Here is a 21,052-nt window from a genome sequence, read left to right on the forward strand (position 1 = left end):
AGACGATGTTAACTTGCGAGCAAGTCCCGTAAAACCACACGCCATTGCCTTCTGTAGACGACGCCCATAACCATGACTGGGCCGACACCGAATTCGGTGCGGCCAATCTGGGCGATGCTCGTTTGACGAGTCGGCTGGTCGCGCTGGCAAGGCGGCTTGCGACCAGTCCCGACTGCTCCTTTCCGCGCTCGCTTGATGCCGCCGAGCTCAAGGCTGCCTATCGTTTCTTCGACAACGAACAGGTCGATACCGACGGTGTTCTTGCCCCGCACGTCGAGCAAACGCTGCAGCGCATGACACAGGTCCCGGTCGTGCTGGCAGTGCAGGACACGACCGAATTCAATCTGACGCACCTCGAGGCCACTGAAGGACTGGGCTACGGCACCGGCAACACATCGCGTGGCTTCATGCTGCACAGCTTGCTGGCCGTGACGCCGGAGGGCTTGCCGCTCGGCGTGCTGGGCATGAAGACCTGGGCACGCCCGGACGCGAACCTGGGCAAGAAGAAGCAGCGCAAGCAGCGCCCGATCGAAGACAAGGAGAGTGCCAAATGGCTCGAAGGAGTCGAGCATCTGGCCGCGCTCAAGGCGCGCTGCCCCGATACCCGGATAGTGGCAACAGGGGACCGGGAAAGCGACGTCTACGAGGTGTTTGTGGCCGAGCGGCCGGCGGGCGTCGACTGGCTCGTGCGTGCGGCATGGGATCGCCGCACCGCCCACCCGGAGCGGTATCTGTGGGACACCGTGACCGCGACAGCGCCCATGGGCGAGACCGAACTGCAGGTGCCGGCGCAGCGCAACGCGGCGAAGCGCACTGCACGTCTGACGGTGCGGTGCACGCCAGTTCAGCTGCGCGCGCCGAAGCGACCTTCGCCCGGGCTCGCCGGAGTCGAAGTGTTTGCCATTCACGCACTCGAAACCGACCCGCCGGCAGGCGTTGAGCCACTCGAATGGATGCTGCTGAGTTCCGTGCCGACCATCACGCTGGAGGACGCGCTCGAGCGACTTGGCTGGTATGCGCGGCGGTGGACGATCGAGTCGTGGCACCGTGTGCTCAAGAGCGGATGCAGCATTGAAAAGCGTCAGTTCGGCAATCTGGACCGGTTCGTCCGGTCAACCGCGTTATTTGCCGTGATCGCCTGGCGCATCATGTACGCGACGTTGCTGGGCCGCGTCGATCCCCATCTGTCCTGCGCGGTGCTTCTGCAGCCCGACGAGTGGCGTGCGCTCTATAGCCGCGCTAACCGCACCTCCAAACCGCCGCCTCAAACACCCTCGCTCGGCGAAGTGGTGTTGTGGATTGCAAAACTCGGCGGCTATCTGAACCGCAAGCACGACCACCCACCCGGCCCCACCGTGATGTGGCGTGGCTTCCTGGTCCTGCATGAAATCACCGAGATGTATCGCATCTTCAGGCAGGACGAATAGATCGCTCAGCCGAAATGTGGGTAATCCTGAGCTTCCGGGGGGGGGGCGGGACACGGCATGCCGTCGGGGCGAAAAAATCCGAATGTCGACGGGCACCCCATGCAACCCATCCTCTCGGCCATCGATCGCGACATCGCGAGCGTGCTGGACAGTCGGCTGATGCCGAACCGGCCGCAGCACCCCGGCCGCGCATGAAGGGGCGGCTTCAGAATTCCGACAATAAAGCACGCTAAGCGGTGGATGCGGGTTGCCGGCCGCGCGTTCGTGTCCGCCTCTTGTCGGCTTTGCGGAACCGCCAGCCTATTCGAGCGATCGAGCGATCGGCCCGGACGAGACTCTCTCTCGGTCTCGACGCGCCGAAGTGGACGATGGTGGATGATCTGACTTACGTTGTTCAGGCGAACCATCTGCCATGGAGCAACGGTGCGCGGGCAATCTGTGGTTCCTCGATTGGGCCACGTTCGCCGTGACGCAAGGACAGTTGCTCGCCAAGGTCCCTTGCTCCTGTGAGCCGATAGGCGTTCGGATTCGGCAAGATCTCAAATGTCGGCCAGAAAATTACAGAAGAGATGTTGCTTTATCTGGAAATGCCTCTATTTTTAAAATGGCCGATCGGCCGGTGATGGTTCCGAGCATTCATCGTGCTTGGAACACCCATGAGTGCGTCTCTGTTGCGACGACTACAAAGGAGCGCGCGTCTTACCTGTAATAACTCTCGTCCAGTTCAAGGTTATGACGCTGGAGCGTTAGGGTGTGGGTGACTGTTTAACACATCTACCACCGGCCAGGAGACACGACGTGAAGGCACCCTGCAGCATGTCCAGTCAGGTCCTCGCGCTCATCGAGCGCACCAGGTCAGGGCCAAAGAGAAAGAAGGCTAGTGCTGCTCATCTCGGCAACGCGCTGTCAAGGCGGAGTCGTTTCGTGGCGATGCTGTTCTGCCATCTTGGCCGAGTCCATTCCCTGCATGAAAACGAAGGCCCGTCGAGTCACGTTAGTGCTTGCGGCTTCCCGGACAATGCTGGCGTGCACGATCCCCAATTTCGTCTCCTATCTACCTCACAACCGCATCAGACCAGGCCATGGCCGTAGGGACTTCGTCGGCTTTGGAGAGTAATGGCCTGAAACGAGAGCTGCAAGGAGGTCATGAAATGGAAGTCAAGTCAATCGTAGCCTATCAAGGACCCAATATTCATGCCCATTTCCCGGTCATTCGATACACCATCGATCTGGGGGTGCTTGAAGAGTGGCCAACCGGGCGCCTCGGCCAAGGCTTCATCGATTGTCTCCTTGGCTATCTGCCCGGCCTTCGGCAACATGGCTGTTCCTATAAAGCCCCCGGTGGGTTCGTGCGGCGCATGTGCGAAGGCGAAGGAACGTGGCTGGGCCATGTCATGGAGCACGTAGCGATCGAGCTGCAGAAGGTGGCGGGCTCGGATGTGAGTTTTGGCAAGACGCGCGCCGCCGGGCCGTGCGGGCATTACGACATAGTCTACGAATACCTGGACGAGGATGTCGGTCGGCAGGCCGGAGACCTTTCCCTGGCTTTGCTCGAGCATCTGTTTCCTGAAGACCTGAAGCTGAAGCTGAAGCCGGAGCGGAACTCCGATGACGAATTCGACTTTGAACATGAACTGGATGAATTCATCCGTTATGCGCGGAGTTGCGACGCGGGGCCTAGCACTGCCGCACTGGTGAGCGCCGCCATGAAGCGCGCGATTCCATGTACGCGCCTAAACCGCGGGAGCCTGATACGGCTCGGCTGCGGTCGCTTCCAGAAAAGCATTAAGGCTTCGCTCACCAGCGAGACCCGTCAGATCGCAGTAGACCTGGCTTCGGACAAGGGGGAGACCAACCGGATCCTGCGTGACGCGGGCCTGCCGGTGCCGAGGCAGCGCAAGGTCTATAGCGCCCGCGACGCCGTCCATAGTGCGGAACAGATCGGCTATCCCGTTGTGATCAAGCCATTGGACTCTAATCACGGACAGGGAGTATCCGTTCAGGTCACAACCTCGGAGCAGGTGGAGCTCGCTTTTGAGAGGGCTCAGGAGTACAGCGAGGCAGTGCTCGTCGAAAGCTATATACCGGGGTCTGATTACCGCATGCTGGTCGTCAATGATCAATTGTTGGCAGTTGCCAGACGCATCCCCGCACATGTGTTGGGCGACGGCGTTCACACCATCGAGGAGTTGGTGGAAGAGGTCAACAAGGATCCACGCCGGGGTGTGGGGCATGAAAACGTGCTTACCCGCGTGGAGCTCGACGGCATGGCAGAACGCTTCCTGGCTGACAAGGGTTATGGTCCCGCGACGGTCCCTGAGCCGGGCGAGATCGTCTACTTGTGCGCCACCGCCAACCTCTCCACCGGGGGCACCGCCATCGATGTTACCGATAGCGTGCACCCGGACAACCGGGCGATGGCCGTCCGGGCCATCAGGGCCATCGGCCTGGACGTTGGGGGAGCTGATTTCATTACCACGGATATCTCCGCGTCATATCGTGAGACCGGCGGGGCCATGTGCGAGGTGAATGCTTGCCCGGGTCTACGGATGCATCTGGCGCCAGCTGAAGGCATGCCCAGGGACGTTGCCGGACCCATCATCGATATGCTGTTTCCACCCGGTGCTCCCAGCACCATCCCCATTGCCAGCATTACCGGCACCAATGGCAAGACCACCACCTCGCGCATGCTCGCTCATATCATGAAGGTGGCGGGGTACACGGTGGGTTTGGGCACAACCGATGGCATCTATGTCGACGGGCTGCTGACTGTGAAAGGTGACATGACCGGAATGACGTCCGCCCGCATGATTCTTGCGGACCCTGCCGTGGATGCCGCCGTACTGGAAACGGCCCGGGGCGGCCTGCTGCGGCGGGGTCTGGGCTATCCCGAATGCAGCGTGGCGGGCTGCCTCAATGTGACCGCCGATCACCTGGGCCTGCGCGGGGTCGAAACCGTGGAGCAAATGGCGGAGGTCAAGCGCATCGTCATCGAGGTGGCGAAGGAGATGGCCGTCCTCAACGCTGACGACGCCTTGTGCCTGAAGATGGCGGATCATAGCCACGCAAACCGCCTGGGCTACGTGACCATGAATGCTGCTCACCCCTTGGTAAATGAGCACGTCCAGGCGGGCGGCGTGGCGGTCGTGCTGGAGGAACAGATAAACGGCCACATGGTCTGCCTGTGGGACAGCGGTCACCGTTTTCCATTGTTGTGGACTCACGTGATCCCGGCCACGGTGCACGGGCTCGCACTCCACAATGTGCAGAACGCGATGTTCGCTGCGGCCCTCGCCCACGGCCTCGGGATCGATCTCGAGAGCATCCGCCGTGGTCTACGCACCTTTGACAACACCTTCCTCCAGACCCCCGGTCGCCTGAACATCTACGATCAGCATCCCTTCAGGGTGATTTTGGACTATGCCCACAACCCCGCGGCCGTGAAAACCATGTGCGGTCTGGTAGACCGGTTGGGAGCCGAGCGTGCGAAGATCGTTTCGCTGACGGTTCCAGGCGACCGCCGTGACGAGGACATCCTGGAGATCGGGCGTGTCGCGGCGGGACACTTTGAGCACTACATCTGTCACCGGGACAGTGACTCGCGTGGGCGGGATCACCTTGAAGTGCCGGAAATGCTGCGGGAGTCACTACGCAAGAATGGAGTCGGGGCAGAGCAGATCGAGGTCATCGCCGATGAACAGACGGCGAATCAGTCGGCGCTCGAAATGGCCGGGCCTGGCGACTTGCTCCTCTTGTTGAGCGAAGACTACACCCGTGCCTGGGAGCAGATCGTGCGTTTCAGGCCGAATCCGCAAACAGGGCACGCCATTGACAGTAGGCCGATCCCGGCCAAGATCCGTCTGGACGACCTGGGCGGGTTCGAGTGGGACAGTAGTAGCATGGAGATCATCCGTGACGAGCGCGGCGTGCGGTTGGCGCGAGAGATCGAAGACTGAATGAGTTTTCGCCGTGGTTACGACGATATGCCAGGCGGTCGCAAGCTGACCTGGTGACAGGGCTTCAGGGCGGATGACGCATGAAGTCCATCCTTCATGGAATACCTTGGAGAGTCAAAATGGATGAGAAACAGAAATTTCTTCTCTACAACGATAACGACGACACGCTGGATGCCTCCTCGAAGCGGAGGATGGCCGTCGAAATCGCCCTGGACCTGATACGTCATGAAGCAATGTGCGGGTCTTCGCGCAATCCCTTGGATTCTAATCTAAGGCACCTCTCGGACTTTGCCGATTTTATTCAAGAGGCCTTGAGAGGTGGTGAGCAAGAAGACTTGAGAGGCAGTGAGCGAGAAGACTTGAGAGGCAGTGAGCGAGAAGACCTCAGAGGCAGGGAGCGAGAAGACCTGAGAGGCAGGGAGAGGGAAGACCTGAGAGGCAGGGAGAGGGAAACGTCGAGAGGCCGGCAGCATTAGCGGTCTTGGTGGCTTGTGCGCAGAAGGCGCAGCGCACACCATCAAGGAGTTCTATTGCGGTCTCAAGCGCCGCCTCGACAAGACTTGGAGAGAATGGGTCGGGCGTATGCCCGGCCCATGCCTCATCGATCACAAGGATCCGGGGGATTTGTGGTCACCTCGATAAAACCGTTTTTTGCAAAGAACATCACCTCAATAGATAGCAACGAGGAAGATGCTATCTTCGTCGTAGATCCGGAGCTTGGGGCTCTTGGCAAAATTGACGTTCGGACGGGATTCTTTCAAGGGGTTGTCAACTTCAGGAGCTTCAACGAGTTCAAGGGGGCAGGTGCCATATTTATGCGACCGGATGGCATTATAAATTATTCGCGCTTTAATAGAATCTATGCGCTCGGGATAGAAAATGGGATGGTCTATGAAGTTATGGACACCATCACAATCGATGAGGCAAAAGATGTTGTCGGCCTATATTGGAAAGGCGGTAGATATTACGTGGCTGACAGTAGCGGGATCTTGTTCATTCTGGATGAGGATCGGCCAATACGGTCAGTGGATGTGGGCAATAGAATAAACGACATTACCTTGCATGGGGATCGCCTCTTCATATTGAGTGACATTAGTCGGGCCATTTATATATACAGTCTTGACGGGGCTCATCTGGCATCGCTGACGACACCCCATGAGGGGGCGTCTGGAATAGCTTCAGTTAAAACATCAGATATAGAAAGATCTGGCATCTATATATACTACAATCAGAAAAGTTGGGACGTCTTTGATGATGCAGGCGCGAAGCCGGATGTCGACAACAGTCCAAATATAAAACTCAACAGGAACATTTCAGATGGCTTTATAGAGAAACTTGATTATAAAATAATGGGGCTTGGTATGGCGGGAAATTTCGGGCTTTCGGATGGTTACGAAGTGGAATTTTCTTATGCCGAAATGCTCAAGCCTGCCCGTGATATTCTGGAAAGGATCAAGGGCGTCAAGATGTGCGTCAGGTTGTCGATTCCGGTCGAGACGCGAAGGCAGAAGGTGAAATCAGTAAAAATTATTGGAGATGTTCCAGGGGTTATAAGAAGGGACGAAAGCGGCAACGAGATTGCGGAATTCGATTTTAGGGGCGTTGAGCTTGATAAAGAACGCCGTTACTTCGGCTACAGTGCCGTAATTGAACTATATGGGATAAGGTTCAAGTTGAGTGCCCCGGATTCAGGCTATCCGGACGAAATTAAGACGCGATTTCTTAAGGAAGAGCTCAGGTACGATATGGATAGGCAAGAGTTAAGACGCATTGCTGCGGACCTGATTTCGGCGATCCCGAGAAAAGAGCGCGGAAATGTAGTCAAGATTGCGAAAACCGTGCGTGAATATGTTTATAGCAGGTTGGGGTACCGCTACAACAACAGGTATACAAGTCCCGTTGAGACCTTGAGAAGCGGCGAAGGGACTTGCGGAAAGTACATGGAGCTGTTGATAGGATTAATGAGGCTTTGCGGGGTGGCATGCAGGCCGGTCGGGGATTTCAAGGTTCCCGAGTACAAACTGAGATATGCAGGGGTCAACTCGGTCTGTGCGCCGGATTATGATCATGCGTGGGTAGAGTTCTATGTCCCCGCGGTAGGATGGGTACCTATGGAAAGCTCATCGGACAATCTGCCGGAAAGGCACGAAAGGTTTTTTGGCGCTCTGTCGTGGATCTATATAGAAAACAGCAGGACGGAAAAGATGTGCGAGATATGCAGGCCCGACTCCTGGGAAAAGGTCGGTAACGATCTGATGTATTCGGACTTTTTTGTACCTGACATTCAGATCAAGATTCTCCGGGAGGCCTCGTTGCACGAGTCGCTCCCTGACGGGATGAATGCGAATTAGCGCCTTATGCTCGCCATATGCGCTGTCAAATCATACAGGCTGCCTTCAACCAGTATGTCCAGGTGCAGGCCAACTACGCTTACTGGGGCATGGCGGCGATCCGGATGTATGGCGGAGTGTTGCAGTTGGGAGGGGTCCACAATGGTGATGCCGCCGCTGCCCAGGACCTGCAGCCTATGATCCGGACCGATAAAGGCGGCGGTGTCTTCATCCAGGCCGATGCCGATGGCAAGTGGGTTGTAAGTCAAGGCCATGAGCAGACGCCCGAGCCGGTCCTGGTGGCGAAAGTGCTGATCGATGATCAATCGCTCGATCAGGCCCAAGCCCGGTGCTAGTTGAACAATATCAGCACGCGGCGTAGTGCCACTCTCACCGGCCGCAATCATCTGCCCGGGCAGGAACGCTGCGCCAGCGGAGGTGCCGGCCACGTGCATACCCTGTGCATTCCGGATGCGAATTTTCTGCGCCATTGAAGTACTGCCTAGCGTCTCGGAAAGATGGACCGGGTCGCTCCCCGTGAGGAAAAGCCCGTCGACACTATCGAGCACGTCCAGGTTTCGCTTCGCCTCGCAGTCGGTTCGGGTCTCAAATTTGAGGGCACTGACCCGATCACCCCCCAGATCGCGGAACGCCCTTTCATAACGGCGGCCGGCGTCCTTGGTCGCGGAGCCCGTAGAGATGATGCCGATATGCGCGCGGGAGCCGCCGCAAATTTCGATGAAGCGGCGCAGGATGGCAGCGTTTCGTATTAGCCTTCCGTCGCCACCGATAGGGACGATAAAGCCTCGTGTACCGCCAATGGGCGCCTTTGCACGACTCAACTTTCACTCCGCATAGAGTGCCAAATCGCGAAGTAGCCCCGGTCTCGTGCAGCCACCACGTAATCCACTTTTCCGCCCCGAGCTTTGTTACTGCCGGGCTCGAATCAGCTGACGCCTTTCCTTTGCGTCGTCCGAGTCATTGATGCCCGATATGCGATTTTATATCAGCAAGCGGAACGTGAAGCGGGGCAGCGCAGATATGCGCTGCCCCGCTTCGTGGATGATCCGACTTTTGCCTCTTCTAACCGATCATGTCAGAGCGGTGGCGGTCGATTCACCGGGGGCGTAGCTCCTCGCGGACAACGTACCGCCCACCAGGCTATGCGTCCCGAGATGATACATATTGCCATCAACCAGGATATGCAGACGGATCCCGGTCAAGCCTACCGGGTCGTCATGGCGGACGGAATCCGCTGCAGAATTGCGCAGAGTCGACCCGTCGATGATGGTGACGCCGCCGCTGCCTACCACCTCCAGCGTGTCGTCTGGACCGATGAATGCGGCCGTATCCTCGTCCAGCCCAATGCCCGCCCCAAACGGGATGGAAGCCACTGCCGTGAGCAGGCGTCCGAGCCGATCCCGCTGGCTGAAGTGTTGGTCGATAACAAAGCGACTGATGAGCCCCAAGCCTGGTGCCAGATCGACCATCCCGGCGCGGGGCGTGGCCCCGCTCTTCCCCCCGGCAATCATGGCAGCGGACATGGCGGAGGCACCGGCCGAGGTCCCGGCTACGTGCATGCCGTGTGCGTTGCGGCTACGAAGCTTGTCCGCCGCAGGTGTGTCGCTCAGCATCTCGGCGAGGCGTATCTGGTCGCCTCCAGTCATGAAGACCCCATCGGCGCGATCAAGCACCTTCAGGTATCTGTCCGATTCGCAGTCGCGGCGTGTCTTGAATGGCAGGATACTGACTCGGTCAGCCCCGAGATCGCGGAACACCGACTCATAGAGATCCCCAGTGTCATCCAGCGAGGAGGCAGTGGGGATGACTGCAATGTGCGCGCGTGACCCACCGCAAAGTTTCACGAAGCGGCGCAGGATAACCGGGTTCTGAACCCGATTTTCCGCGCCGCCAATAGGGATAATAAAGCCTCGCGTGGCACCCTTCGGCGATCTTCCGGTACGCATACCATTCACTCCTTCTCAAAGCTTGACCGGCGACCGTGGCGGTCCGCCCCCCAGGCACGGCAATCGCAGCTATCTGCCCGATGATTCGAGCAGCGCCACGACCATGCTGAATCAGTCGGGCAGCACCTTCGTGAGCGCTGTGCAGCAACCCGCGAACCTGAGGCCTGCAGCAATACGTGGACAGATTTGCATCCTCCTCGCGTCACACCAGATCTGCACCCGCCCACTCCTTACAATATTTTAAAGCAAAAAATGCACCAACGTTTTTGTTCGCATGGGTTGGCGCGAACCCTTGGCGCGCATTGCGATTGCGAACGAGTTCGCGAGAACTTCGGCCCGCCGCGGAAGCGCATGAATGGCATATGCACGCAGTAAGTGCATATTTGAACCGATGTGGTGCGATGCTGACACATCGATTCAAGTATGCAGTGGCGCTTGGCGCCGGAGCGTCGCAATTCGTCGGTTACCAGCCGACGTACCCGGCAGATCGGTTAGACGCCTGCCGCCCGGGCCAAATCTTCTGTATCACACTCAGCCGCTGTCCTTTTCGGCAAACGTGACTGTTATTGGGTCGGGGTGCTCCCTCAATATTCTCGGAAGTGGACGTCGGGGTCACGGCGCTGGTCGACCATTGCCCGCGATCCGCAACCGCTCGGAAAGGAAAAGCATACTTGCCGGCCGACACAAAGGCGCGGATGACCGTTGAATCCTGGAAGCTGCCATTGAAGGGGCGCGGGATCCAGTGGCCGGATCGGGTCGTCAACCGCCTATCGCTGAGCTTTCCCTTTGGCGCGCGACGGACAGCCTTTAACGTAATTGCGATAACGGGAGATGCTGAATCGTCCGGAACTGGATTTGCCAATACATTCTCGTCGACAGTTGCCCGACGTTCGTCGCAGGCATTTGACTGCCGGGTTGCGTACGGAATCGTGGAATGACGCACGGACAATCGAGGCGGGAATGCCTCCGGGGGAGACATTACGGAAGCGACTCAGCGAACCGCCCGCAACCCTTCCGGCCTGCTAGGCTGGAAGCTACCCATGCAAACCATGGAGGGTGACATGATGTCCGTCTATGTGGTGAAGACCGGTGAGCAGTTCCTCTGCACCGCCGAGGACGGCGACATCGGCATGGCATCGGCGATTGAAAATGCCACGTCCTTTCTTTCGTATGAGGAAGCGGAAAAAGCGGCGAACGAGCACGCTGACCCCGGATACGAAATCGTGGCCGTCTGCGTTATCAGACACTGACGCGGAGTCCGCTGCTGGGCGCTCAGCGAGGGAGGCCACTGCCAATTTCGCTGGCGCCATGCGATATGGTGCTCCGGTTGACTGCGTCCAAAATCATCTGCGAATGGGCCTGCGTTGCGCATCGAGATTCGCACGATACGGTCAACGCGCGCGTTGATCGCCTTCATCACGGGCTCATGGCCGCGAACGACGAACCGTCTTCCACGAACGCTCTCAGAAGCGCCGCAAGCCCTTCATAACTTGCGGTAGAGAGTGGGGCGCAAGGAGACCCGTCACCCTGGCTATTCACCCAACACCCCACCGCCGTTTCCGTGGCGTGGTGAATACCGCCACTGGGCGGCCGCCACGGTCTCGCGCGCCTCGTGAGCACGGCGCTGCTTTGTCTCAGTGCGGCCATGAAACGTCATTCACTCATCCCGTCGATCGGACGTTCAGACGTCGGCTCCGCTCTGCTTCCGCTCATCCGATTAGCGAAGACGAGCGCACCTTCGTCAGCCATATCGGTCATCTGCGCGGCTTGTGACTTGCGCTCGTTGAATGGCGGGTTTCGGGGTCGTAGTCAACCGAACCCCTGTCGCTCGTCTTCGTGCAGCGCCTGGGACGACTTCCCAGGTACAGCGGTCATCCATAGGCGTGACCCGATCTCCGCGACGCTCAGAACGCGTGACGCATGCCCAGCATGACCGCCGTGGTCCCCATTCCTGGCGCGGCTGGCTGGCCGTACGCAATCGTCTGGGTCATATCGCCATGGTTATTGACCCAACCCACCTGGCCGTAGACCACCGTACTCTTGGACAGGCTGTACTCCGCGCCCCCGGCCACCTCGAGCGATTTGTTGTCCGAGTTGTTCCTGTCCTTCAGGTAGTAGACGCCGCTGGTGACCTTCAATGCGGCCGACACCTGATAGCCGAGACCGGCTGAATACATGTCAAGGCTCGTGCCACCAAAAGGATTCGATGCGCTCTTCGCAGCCGGGTTCGCGCCGTTGCTGTACGACGCGGACATCGAGATGCCATTGAGCGTCGTATATTTCGCCCCAAGATACCAGAAGCGGTTGTTCTGGAGACCGGTGGCGATGCTCGTCGGACCAGGGTTGGTGTCATGTCCGCTGTAGTACACGGCGGACAGGTTAAGCCCATAGTTCGAGTACTTCAGCACCGCCGACTCACGCGTGCCGCCCTGGAAGCTCCCCGCGACGCCGCCGGGCGCGTATTCGAGCAAAGCGCTCGCGCCGTGGAATTTCGGCGACTCATAGACGATCGCATTGCTGTCGTACAGCGCGCCGATCGGCCCGTTGGTGCTGGTGCCGGGCCATCCTGCCGCGGTGTTCATGCCGATCCACGCGGTCAGGATGCTGCCGAAGTAATTCGCCGAACGAACGTCGGTCTCAGCCATGGCGTAGGCCATCGGCACGATCTGCCGCCCGGCTGTGACGGAGCCGAACGGGCTGGACACGCCGACAGTCGCCACCTGGTTGAAGATTGCAGTGGCGCCCGCCGTATCGGCGAGACCAAACTTGCCCGTGCCGCTGTCGAACGACCCTTGCAGCCTGAAGTTGACGTGATAGCCACCGCCAATATCCTCGGTACCCTTCATGCCCCAGATACTCGAGTAGATACCGCCATCCTTGTAGCGATATACCGCGCCCAGGTTGGGCGCTTTAGGATTAAACGAGGCCGCCGCCGTGCTTTGATATAACAGCCCCGAATCGGTGACGCCATACAGCGTCACCGATGATTGCGCGTGCGCCGTGCCGCCGACTGCAGCCAACGCGGCCGCCGCTACCCATTTCAGTTTCATTGCGTCTCCAGTTTTATAGCTCTAAAACAACCCGTAACGACCTACGTCCATGCTCAACACAACAGGCCTGCCCGTTCACGAGGGCAGCAGATAGTCCTGAAACTCTTCGCGCAGCTGGTTTTTCAGCACCTTGCCGGTGGCGCCCAGGGGCACCGCATCGACAAATACGACGGCGTCGGGGGTCCACCACTTCGCGATTTTTCCTTCGAGGAACGCCAGCAATTGCTCTGCCGTCACCTGTGCATCGGGCACTTTCACGGCGACTAGCAGCGGCCGCTCATCCCACTTCGGATGCCTTGCCGCAATGCAGGCCGCACTCGCTATCGCGGGGTGCGCCGCTGCAATGTTCTCGATTTCGATCGAGCTGATCCACTCGCCGCCGGACTTGATCACGTCCTTGCTGCGATCCGTGATCTGCATGAAGCCGTCAGCATCGATGGTCGCGACATCGCCGGTCGGGAACCAGCCATGCGTATCGGCATCGATGCGCAGCGGGTTGCCGCCCTCGTTCCGGAAGTAGTTGCGCACCACCCATGGGCCGCGCACCAGCAGGTCGCCTGAAGTCGCGCCATCCCATGGCAGTTCCTGACCGTCTGCGCCGATAATTTTCATATCGACGCCAAACACGGCACGACCTTGCTTCGACTGCACAGCGCAACGGTCTTCCGGGCGCATCGCCAGGTGTTTCTGTTTCAGTGCGCCGACCGTCCCGAGCGGACTCAGTTCGGTCATGCCCCACGCGTGCAATACCTCAACGCCGTAGCCATCCTGAAACCTGTGCAGCATGGCGGGCGGACAGGCTGCGCCGCCAACGACGGTGCGCTTCAGGGTCGAGAACTTCAGGCCGGCCTGTTCGAGGTGGGTCAGCAGGCCTTGCCATACGGTTGGCACGCCGGCCGCAAATGTCACCTGCTCGGCTTCAAGAAGCTCGTGCAGCGATTCGCCATCCAGCCCGGGACCGGGGAAAACCAGCTTGGCCCCGACCATGCACGCGACGTACGGGAGGCCCCAGGCGTTGACATGGAACATCGGCACCACCGGCAGGATCACGTCGCGCGCCGAGCAGTTCAGCGCATCCGGCAAGGCTGCGGCATAGGTGTGCAGCAGCGCCGAGCGATGGGAGTACAGCACGCCCTTCGGGTTTCCCGTCGTGCCCGACGTGTAGCACAGCGTACAGGCGGAATCCTCGTCGAAGTTCGGCCACGCGTAAGTGGCGGAACTCCGCTCAAGCAGATCCTCGTAGCACAGCAGGTTGACGATGCCAGTATCCCGCGGCATATGTGCGAGGTCGGTCATCGCGATGAACGCCTTGACCGTCTTGCAGCGGGCGGCAATGGCCTTGACCAGTGGCAGGAACGTCAGGTCGAAGAACAGATACTGGTCCTCCGCATGGTCGATGATGTAGGCGATCTGGTCTGCGTGCAGGCGCGGATTGATCGTATGCATCACTGCGCCCATGCCGGATATGCTGTAGTACAGCTCCATGTGGCGATAGCCGTTCCACGCCAGCGTGCCGATGCGGTCGGACTCCTTGACGCCGAGACGGGTCAGCGCATTGGCCATCTGCCGGGCGCGGCGGTGACAGTCGCGGAAGGTGTAGCGATGGATGTCACCCTCGACCCGGCGTGACACGATCTCCGTATCGCCATGATGGCGATCGGCGTGCACGATCAGCGAGGAAATCAGCAACTGCTTTTGCAGCATCAAACCGTTCATTTCGGCAGTCCATTCTCTGAAACAGGGTCGCAGGGTGACGCCACCGTCGACACCCTTAAGCTTCGACGGTGCTCAAGCAGTTCTGCAAGCTCGGCTTTTCGCTGGTCAGTCATCTGGTCCCAGAGGCCGATTTCGACCGGCGTTCTCCAGCATCCCTGGCATAACTTATCGTTCTGGTCCATCCTGCAAAGATTGATGCAGGGATTTCCAACGGCTTCGCTTGGGGTCATGCGGCTCTTGCGGTCAAATCACGGCACCGCCGTTCGGGCTGAGCACCTGGCCGACGAGGTAGTGATCGCCGCACAGGTAGGTCACGATCGATGCGTATTCCTGCATCGTGCCGAGGCGCCCGGCCGGCACGAGCTGCCAGAACTGGTTGCGCTTTTCCTCACCGGCGGCCTCGAAGTACTTCGTGAATTCCGGCGTGGCCACGCCGCCCGGTGCCATCGCATTCACGAAGACATTGGCACCGGCCACTTCGGCCGCAACCGACTTCGTGAAGGCGACCACGGCTCCCTTGGTGGCGCTGTAATGCGGGCTATGCGCGCTCATAGCCGAGATGCCGGCAATCGATGCGATGTTGACGATCTTGCCGTCGCGCTGCGGCTCCATCAACTTCAGCGCTTCGCGGGTGCAATAAAAGAGGCCGTGCACATTCACGTCCCAGTAGCGATGCCACTCTTCGTCGCTGATGCTGCTGGTGAAACCCAGCGACTGCCGCGGCATGGGCGTGGTGATATAGGCGTAATGCCTGTTGCGGCGCTCCGTATCGATCGGCGTGTTCGGCACAAGCGCGGCGTTGTTGACGAGAATGTGCAAGGTGCCGAAGCGCTCGGCGATCGCGGCGAACAGGTTGGCGACTTCGCTGCTGGACGACACATCGCAGCGTAGCGCCAGACACGAGGCACCGGCTGCTTCCACTGCGGCGCGCGTTTCTTCGAGGGCCGGCATGTCGATGTCGCAGATCGCGACCCGTGCACCAGCGCGGGCCAGGTCGACGGCGATGGCACCGCCCATGCCGCGACCGGCGCCGGTAACGAGGGCTACACGCCCTTCCAGATTCTGAGGTTGGTTTTGCATCTTGATTACCTCGCAGGTTGTACGTTTTTCATCGCAACCGCGCGCTGCTTGCCTGTGGCGCGTGCCGCGAGTGCGAAGAACAGGGCTGAGCTGATCGCCAGCACGTCGGTGGCGATCAGCACGCCTGTTAGAGGAGCGCTGGCCCCGGCCTTGATGAAATGGTCGGCGACCATGCCGACAACGACGTTGCCAATGGCGAAAGCGAATACATTGATCGACAGCATCGTGAAACCGAAGATCGTCGAGCGCATTTTCTGCGGCGCCATGCTCGTGATGGCAGCAGCAGCCGGGCCATACACCGCCAGCGGCAGGAAGAATCCGGCGCACATGCCGATGTAGAACAGCGGCGAACCGGCCGGCACGAAACGGTACGCCAGCATCATCGGCGCGCAGAGCACGACGAGCAGCGCCATGAAGCTCGCGCGTCCTCCCCGCAATTTCGCAGCAAGGCGATCGGCTATGACACCGCCCACCAGCGCGCCAAGCGTGCCGAACGCCAGTTGCAGCGCGCCGATCCGGGTCGCAATGCCGGCTGAGTTCATACCACGCTCGTTGACGAGCCATAGCTGCGTGAACGAGAAGCTGGCAAACACCAGGTGGACCAGCACAAAGCCGACGATCGTGAAGCACAGCGCACGATCGCTGCTGACCGTACGCATCACCGCCAGCGTCTGCGGAACGAAGGGAGCGCCGCGCTCCTGCGGTGCGAGCTTGCTGCGGTCTTCCTTCAGAAGCCCCAGCGGCAACGCGATGGCAATGCCGAGGATGCCCAGCACATAGAATGTGATCCGCCAGCCATGCGTGGCGCCGAAGCTGCCGGCGAGCAGGAAGCTGCAGCCGACACCTAAAGGAATCCCCATGAAGAACAACCCCATGGCGGTGCCGCGCTTCTTCTCGGAGAAGAGTTCCGTGAGCAGGGCCGCAGCAGCAGGTACCAGTGCCGCCTCGCCGCTGGCCACGAAGAAGCGCGCGACCGCCAGTTGCTCGAAGGTCTGCGCGTGGCCCGAGGCCAGCGTGCACGCGCTCCAGATCAGCACGCCGGCGGCGATGACCCGTGGACGGCTGAAGCGATCCGCAAGGGAACCCATCACCATCGCCATCACGCCGAAGCTCATCACCCATACTGCGCCGACCAGAAAGCCGTATTGCGCATTGCTGAGCGCCAGATCTTTGACAATCTGCGGCGAGAAACCGAGCAGCATATTGCGGTCGATGTGCGCCAGCAGATGAATCACCATGAGCGACACCAGAACTGCAGGGGGGCTTTTCTTCCAGAACATCATCTGTCTCCATGCCTGAGGGATTCATTGCAAGCGAGGCAGGATGCGATACGCTGCCGCAGGCCGCCTCTTTATCCCGATCAGGCGACCTTGCGCGCCGGCACGTCGCATTGACCGATTGTCCTGTTTGGCGGCATGCGCAAGTTGTCCAGCGTCTCATCGACCGAACCCCATTGCGTGCCGGTCTGATAGATACGGTGTGCGTCTTCGCCGCTCGCGATATCGCGGTTGAGCTCACGCGCAATGCGCACCATCTTCTGGATCTGCTGCACCGAAGTCGCCCGTTCGCCGTTGGGACCGAACAGCGTGTCTTCGATACCGACCCGTACGTGCAGGCCCAGGGCAATGGCCAGCGTATTCATCGGCACGACATTGCGGTTCAGCGTTTCGAACGTGAGCACCGCGCCGTCCGGCGTACGGCGGGCGAACTCGATCATGTCGGCGGGATGCAGCCCGGCCGCACCGCCACCGATTGCCACGTAATTGAGGTTCAGTGGACCGCTATACGCGCCGTTGCGGATCAGGCGCTCGAGCGTTTCCAGTTGCGCCAGATTCCCCAGCATGAACTGCGGCTGGATACCGTTTGCGACGAGGCGCCTGATGTGCTCGACGTGCCACGACGGATTGGACGGCACGATCATGTCGCGATAAGCCGCCTGAAGCGCCGGATTCATGAGCGACGTGCCCGCGATGTCAGCTTCGGTCATCAGTTCCATTACGTTCATCTGGCTGGTATTGATCGCGACGGTGACCTGATCCGGCCGCGGGTCCAGCTCCGCGAGCATATGACGCGTATCGTCGTTCTGCCATTTGGCGGCTTCGCCTTCATTCTCCGGCGCGAACGAGATCGAGCCGCCGACCTGCAGCACCATGTTCGGCACCGCGTCGCGCAGGCGCGCCAGCATCTCGTTGAACTTCGACAGGCGCTTGCTGCCCTTGCCGTCCTCTTCGCGCACGTGCACGTGCAGCACGGTCGCGCCCGCGTTGTAGCAGTCGACGGCTTTCTGGACCTGCTCGTCCATCGTGACCGGAATATCGTCCGAATCGCCGGGGATCCATTGCGGTCCGTAGGGCGCGACCTGAATCACGAGTTTTTCCTGATTTTCAGGCAGCAGGGAGTCGTCCAGGAAATGCATGATGTGTGTTCCTCTTTGAAAATTTGTGGAGTGACGGCGCTGGTCAGGCAGCGGCCTGCGCAGCATCGGCGTTTGCCTTCTCGAAGGCGGCCAGTTCTTCCAGCAGGATCGGCGCGCCGAGGCTGGAGGAATGAATGCCCAGGACGCTGACCGCCTGCAGGACCGCAGCGATCTCTTCCCTGGTGGCGCCCAGTTCGAGCGCGCGGCGGATGTGACGGCGTGTGCCCGGCGCATACATATGCGTGCAGGACGCGTCGACGGCGATGGCAAGGAATTCCAGCACCTTCGGTTCCAGCACGCCCGACATCACGGTGTGCATGCCCATCGCCATGAATTTCTCGGCCCAGACGGGATCGAGTTCGGCAAAGGCGTCCCAGGCAGGATTCCAGGTGCCCGTGGCACGCAGTTGATCGCAAATTGGTGTCACGCTGCTGCCCGTCTCATTGCTCATTTGTTTCGTCTCCTCAACAGTCTCGAATCGCGCGGTGCGGTGGTGCGTCGCGTCTCTGGAGACAAGTATCAGCTACTGGCAAATTGCCGTTTGACAACTTGAGACAAATAATTTACATTTTGGGACAACGGGGAAAACCATATGTCCTATCTGCTTCGCAGCGCGGCCCTGACCAATTACGTCGAAGTGGCGCGATCGGTGGGCCTCGATCCCTATCGCAAGCTGAGCGATGCCGGGATCAATCGGTCTGTGCTGCTGGACCCCGACATCATGATTCCGGCCGAGGCGGTAGCGAGGTTGCTGGAGAGATCGGCACGGGCCGGCGCGATCGAGGATTTCGGACTTCGCATGGCCGAAACGCGCCAGCTCTACAACCTGGGTCCGCTTGGTTTCGCGATGCGTGAGCAGCCGACGTTGCGCCGCGCGCTCGGATCGATGGCGCACTACCTGAGGCTACAGAACGAAGCGGTCGTCATGCGCATCGAGGAAACGGAAGGACTCGCCATCATCCGCGAAGACCTCATGGGCGTTGTGCCCGGCTCGATGCGCCAGGCAACGGAGTTGGTGCTCGCCGTGTTGTACCGGGTGCTGAGCATGGTGCTCGGCGCGACCTGGAAGCCCCGCACCATCTGTTTCACGCACAGTGCCCCAGCCAGCCTCGCCATGCACACGCGTGTATTTGGCGCTCCGGTCGAGTTCAACCAGGATTTCGACGGCATCGTGTGCCTCGCAGCCGATCTCGACGCCGCCATTCCTGCTTACGATCCGGTCATGGCGCAGCAGGTGCGCCGATATCTGGATTCGATGCTGCTTCAGGCCAACGCGACAACGTCCGACAAGGTCCGGAAAATGGTCGTCGCGCTGCTGCCGTCCGGCACCTGTTCGGTCGACCGGATAGCGCAGCACCTGGGCGTGGATCGCAGGACCATACATCGTCATCTCGCGCAGCACGGCGACAGCTACCTGTCGATTGTCGATACGGTGCGTGTCGAACTGGTGATGCGTTATGTCGATAGCGACGACCGGCCGTTGTCCGAAGTCGCGGCGTTGGTGGGCTTCTCGTCGCTCAGCGCGTTTTCCCGCTGGTTCGGCGGCCGTTTCGGTTGCAGCGTTTCAACGTGGCGCCGCAAAAACGCACAACGAAATGCGGGCGCCCGCGATGCGTCCGCCTAGAGGCACCCTTCAAACAAAGCCCTCGGTATACCTGACTGCATTTGAGCGCAAAGTCCTCAAGATCAGTTGCATCAGGCTGTTCTGGCTTTGTGTTGTTGATAGAGCGTGCCAGTTGTACAGCGGACATGACATCAACCCTAAGCCGAGGACCATCGCCACTGGCCTCTAGAACAACCGCTTATCGTATCGGGGGGCAAATATACGACGCTGAATGGGCTCTCGATGTCCGCGTCGTACAGCGATGAATGGCCAGTCTCGCGAAAGCCGGTGGTCGTAGTCAATGCAACTCGGCCGATCGCGCGGCGATATACGGACGACCGTTTGACTCTGAAAACGGCCATTACTTGGACGATATGCTGTGGGACCGCTATAATGGGTCGTCAGCAGTCGGTCCCCGGCCCGGCTGCCATACTCCCGAATCCAGGCAGTCTCACTAATTCCGTTTCCCTGCAATACGAAGGCTCCGTTCGGGCAGCAGAAAGGGGGACGGCAAACGGATAGACGTTCTACATGAGAACCGCGTTGGGTAGATCAGAACCCATGCTGTTATGGGTTTGCCCGAACACGACGAATCACCGCGCATCATTTATACGTGCTATTTCCCGCGTTCAGCGGCGCATGTTAAGGAAGGTCAGCTGCGCCGATAGCGACGCAGGTTGCGGCGGAGCGCATTTCGACGGCCCAGCATGCACACCAGCGCCTCGGCGCCCGACACGAATGCGGTTATCAGGGCCACCGCGAACCCAAACGCGACGGTGAGCCGAACCAAAACACTCAAAAGCTCAGCCAATTACATCTCCCGGTTGCGTCACCCTGCTCATTCCTTCCTACTATTGCGTTTGCTATGTCGATACCTTGTTACGATCGCCGCCATTGTAACGACTTGTTAGATCAGGAAAACCCTACTTAACCTCGGCGAAATCGGTAATTTTTTCGATGCGCCCGTCCTGCAAGGCTGCCGAGGCGGTGTGCGATGAAAAGCGGCGTTTTATAGGCCCTTTTCGGCGGAAGGATGACGCTTTTTTGCAACGGTTCGCTGACCATATCGGTGAGGTTTGCCGTCATGCAGCTGTATTGCATGCATGCTTCAAACGCCGTTGCTCACATTTAGCCAAACGCCTTACATTTTTAGTGCACTTTGCGAGCGCTGCCGACCACGTAAGCAATGCCCCATATGGGCGCGTCGTATGCATCGCATGCGTTCCTTGCGATCCGAACCGCGCTCCGGCGCAAGGTTCTGCTTGCGCTGATGCGAGTCTGGGACGGTCAGAAGGATTCGGTTCGACTCAAACTCGTGATCGCCGCGATTGGCGACAACGAATTCATCGATGCGCTCGTCGCTGACCGCATGGGCACGCTACGTCAACAGAGCAACATGACGCTGACCGGATTCGAAGATCAAGTACGGGCAACTATCCAAAGGGGCTAGCGAGGCAATCGCGGTATTTGACAGATGGGCACCGGGCGGTGCTGATTCAGACGTACG

At 59.6% G+C, this 21,052-nt stretch carries 17 protein-coding genes; 7 read left to right on the forward strand and 10 right to left on the reverse strand.

What is annotated here, in order from left to right; genetic code table 11:
• The first annotated feature begins 44 nt into the window (after positions 1-44).
• The 4 genes from B0G77_RS02930 (at position 45) to B0G77_RS02945 (ending at position 7,734) form a co-directional block, all read left to right on the forward strand.
• Positions 45-1,427 (forward strand): IS4 family transposase, encoded by a 1,383-nt coding sequence (locus B0G77_RS02930; RefSeq protein WP_133660765.1) that lies wholly within the window; start codon positions 45-47, stop codon positions 1,425-1,427.
• A gap of 1,151 nt (positions 1,428-2,578) precedes the next feature.
• Complete coding sequence (gene cphA / locus B0G77_RS02935; RefSeq protein WP_133660766.1) at positions 2,579-5,383, forward strand: cyanophycin synthetase; 2,805 nt, start codon at positions 2,579-2,581, stop codon at positions 5,381-5,383.
• Positions 5,384-5,502: 119 nt separating this feature from the next.
• Positions 5,503-5,859: a hypothetical protein gene (locus B0G77_RS02940; protein ID WP_133660767.1), complete on the forward strand. Its 357-nt coding sequence runs from the start codon at positions 5,503-5,505 to the stop codon at positions 5,857-5,859.
• Positions 5,860-6,009: 150 nt separating this feature from the next.
• Positions 6,010-7,734 carry a transglutaminase family protein gene (locus B0G77_RS02945; RefSeq protein ID WP_166656111.1) on the forward strand — a complete coding sequence of 575 codons (1,725 nt, stop codon included), beginning with the start codon at positions 6,010-6,012 and terminating at the stop codon, positions 7,732-7,734.
• Here the strand turns inward: B0G77_RS02945 and B0G77_RS02950 are convergent.
• Both B0G77_RS02950 and B0G77_RS02955 read right to left on the reverse strand, forming a co-directional pair.
• Positions 7,731-8,555 (reverse strand): cyanophycinase, encoded by an 825-nt coding sequence (locus B0G77_RS02950; RefSeq protein ID WP_133660769.1) that lies wholly within the window; start codon positions 8,553-8,555, stop codon positions 7,731-7,733. The two genes, B0G77_RS02945 and B0G77_RS02950, sit on opposite strands and share 4 nt — an antisense overlap.
• Positions 8,556-8,804: 249 nt before the next feature.
• Positions 8,805-9,680 (reverse strand): cyanophycinase, encoded by an 876-nt coding sequence (locus tag B0G77_RS02955; protein ID WP_133660770.1) that lies wholly within the window; start codon positions 9,678-9,680, stop codon positions 8,805-8,807.
• A 1,061-nt stretch (positions 9,681-10,741) separates the two neighbouring features.
• On the opposite strand from B0G77_RS02955, the gene B0G77_RS02960 reads away from it, so the two are divergent.
• Complete coding sequence (locus B0G77_RS02960; protein WP_102636823.1) at positions 10,742-10,930, forward strand: hypothetical protein; 189 nt, start codon at positions 10,742-10,744, stop codon at positions 10,928-10,930.
• Between the two features lie 654 nt (positions 10,931-11,584).
• Here B0G77_RS02960 and B0G77_RS02965 read toward each other — a convergent pair.
• The 7 genes from B0G77_RS02965 to B0G77_RS02995 all read right to left on the reverse strand — a co-directional run bounded on the left by B0G77_RS02965 (position 11,585) and on the right by B0G77_RS02995 (position 18,393).
• Positions 11,585-12,730 (reverse strand): porin, encoded by a 1,146-nt coding sequence (locus B0G77_RS02965; RefSeq protein WP_133660771.1) that lies wholly within the window; start codon positions 12,728-12,730, stop codon positions 11,585-11,587.
• A gap of 75 nt (positions 12,731-12,805) precedes the next feature.
• Complete coding sequence (locus B0G77_RS02970) at positions 12,806-14,446, reverse strand: 3-(methylthio)propionyl-CoA ligase (protein ID WP_133660772.1); 1,641 nt, start codon at positions 14,444-14,446, stop codon at positions 12,806-12,808.
• A complete protein-coding gene (locus tag B0G77_RS02975) occupies positions 14,443-14,676 on the reverse strand; it encodes a DUF1289 domain-containing protein (protein WP_133660773.1) in 234 nt (77 codons plus the stop codon). The genes B0G77_RS02970 and B0G77_RS02975 overlap by 4 nt, the downstream gene beginning before the upstream one ends.
• Before the next feature lie 13 nt (positions 14,677-14,689).
• Positions 14,690-15,526 (reverse strand): SDR family NAD(P)-dependent oxidoreductase, encoded by an 837-nt coding sequence (locus B0G77_RS02980; RefSeq protein WP_133660774.1) that lies wholly within the window; start codon positions 15,524-15,526, stop codon positions 14,690-14,692.
• Positions 15,527-15,531: 5 nt separating this feature from the next.
• Complete coding sequence (locus B0G77_RS02985; RefSeq protein WP_243750917.1) at positions 15,532-16,806, reverse strand: MFS transporter; 1,275 nt, start codon at positions 16,804-16,806, stop codon at positions 15,532-15,534.
• An 80-nt stretch (positions 16,807-16,886) separates the two neighbouring features.
• Complete coding sequence (locus B0G77_RS02990) at positions 16,887-17,942, reverse strand: 3-keto-5-aminohexanoate cleavage protein (RefSeq protein ID WP_133660775.1); 1,056 nt, start codon at positions 17,940-17,942, stop codon at positions 16,887-16,889.
• Positions 17,943-17,985: 43 nt separating this feature from the next.
• On the reverse strand, positions 17,986-18,393 hold the full coding sequence (locus tag B0G77_RS02995; RefSeq protein WP_133660776.1) for a carboxymuconolactone decarboxylase family protein: 408 nt from the start codon (positions 18,391-18,393) through the stop codon (positions 17,986-17,988).
• A 141-nt stretch (positions 18,394-18,534) separates the two neighbouring features.
• Here B0G77_RS02995 and B0G77_RS03000 point away from each other — a divergent pair, with 141 nt between their 5' ends.
• Complete coding sequence (locus tag B0G77_RS03000; RefSeq protein ID WP_133660777.1) at positions 18,535-19,566, forward strand: AraC family transcriptional regulator; 1,032 nt, start codon at positions 18,535-18,537, stop codon at positions 19,564-19,566.
• 631 nt (positions 19,567-20,197) lie between these two features.
• On the opposite strand, the gene B0G77_RS43060 is transcribed toward B0G77_RS03000, so the two are convergent.
• Positions 20,198-20,356 carry a hypothetical protein gene (locus B0G77_RS43060; protein ID WP_166656112.1) on the reverse strand — a complete coding sequence of 53 codons (159 nt, stop codon included), beginning with the start codon at positions 20,354-20,356 and terminating at the stop codon, positions 20,198-20,200.
• Positions 20,357-20,740: 384 nt separating this feature from the next.
• Between B0G77_RS43060 and B0G77_RS03005 the strand changes: the two genes are divergently transcribed.
• A complete protein-coding gene (locus B0G77_RS03005) occupies positions 20,741-20,995 on the forward strand; it encodes a hypothetical protein (protein WP_133660778.1) in 255 nt (84 codons plus the stop codon).
• The last annotated feature ends 57 nt before the right edge of the window (positions 20,996-21,052 follow it).

It is taken from the genome of Paraburkholderia sp. BL10I2N1, assembly GCF_004361815.1.
GTDB lineage: Bacteria > Pseudomonadota > Gammaproteobacteria > Burkholderiales > Burkholderiaceae > Paraburkholderia.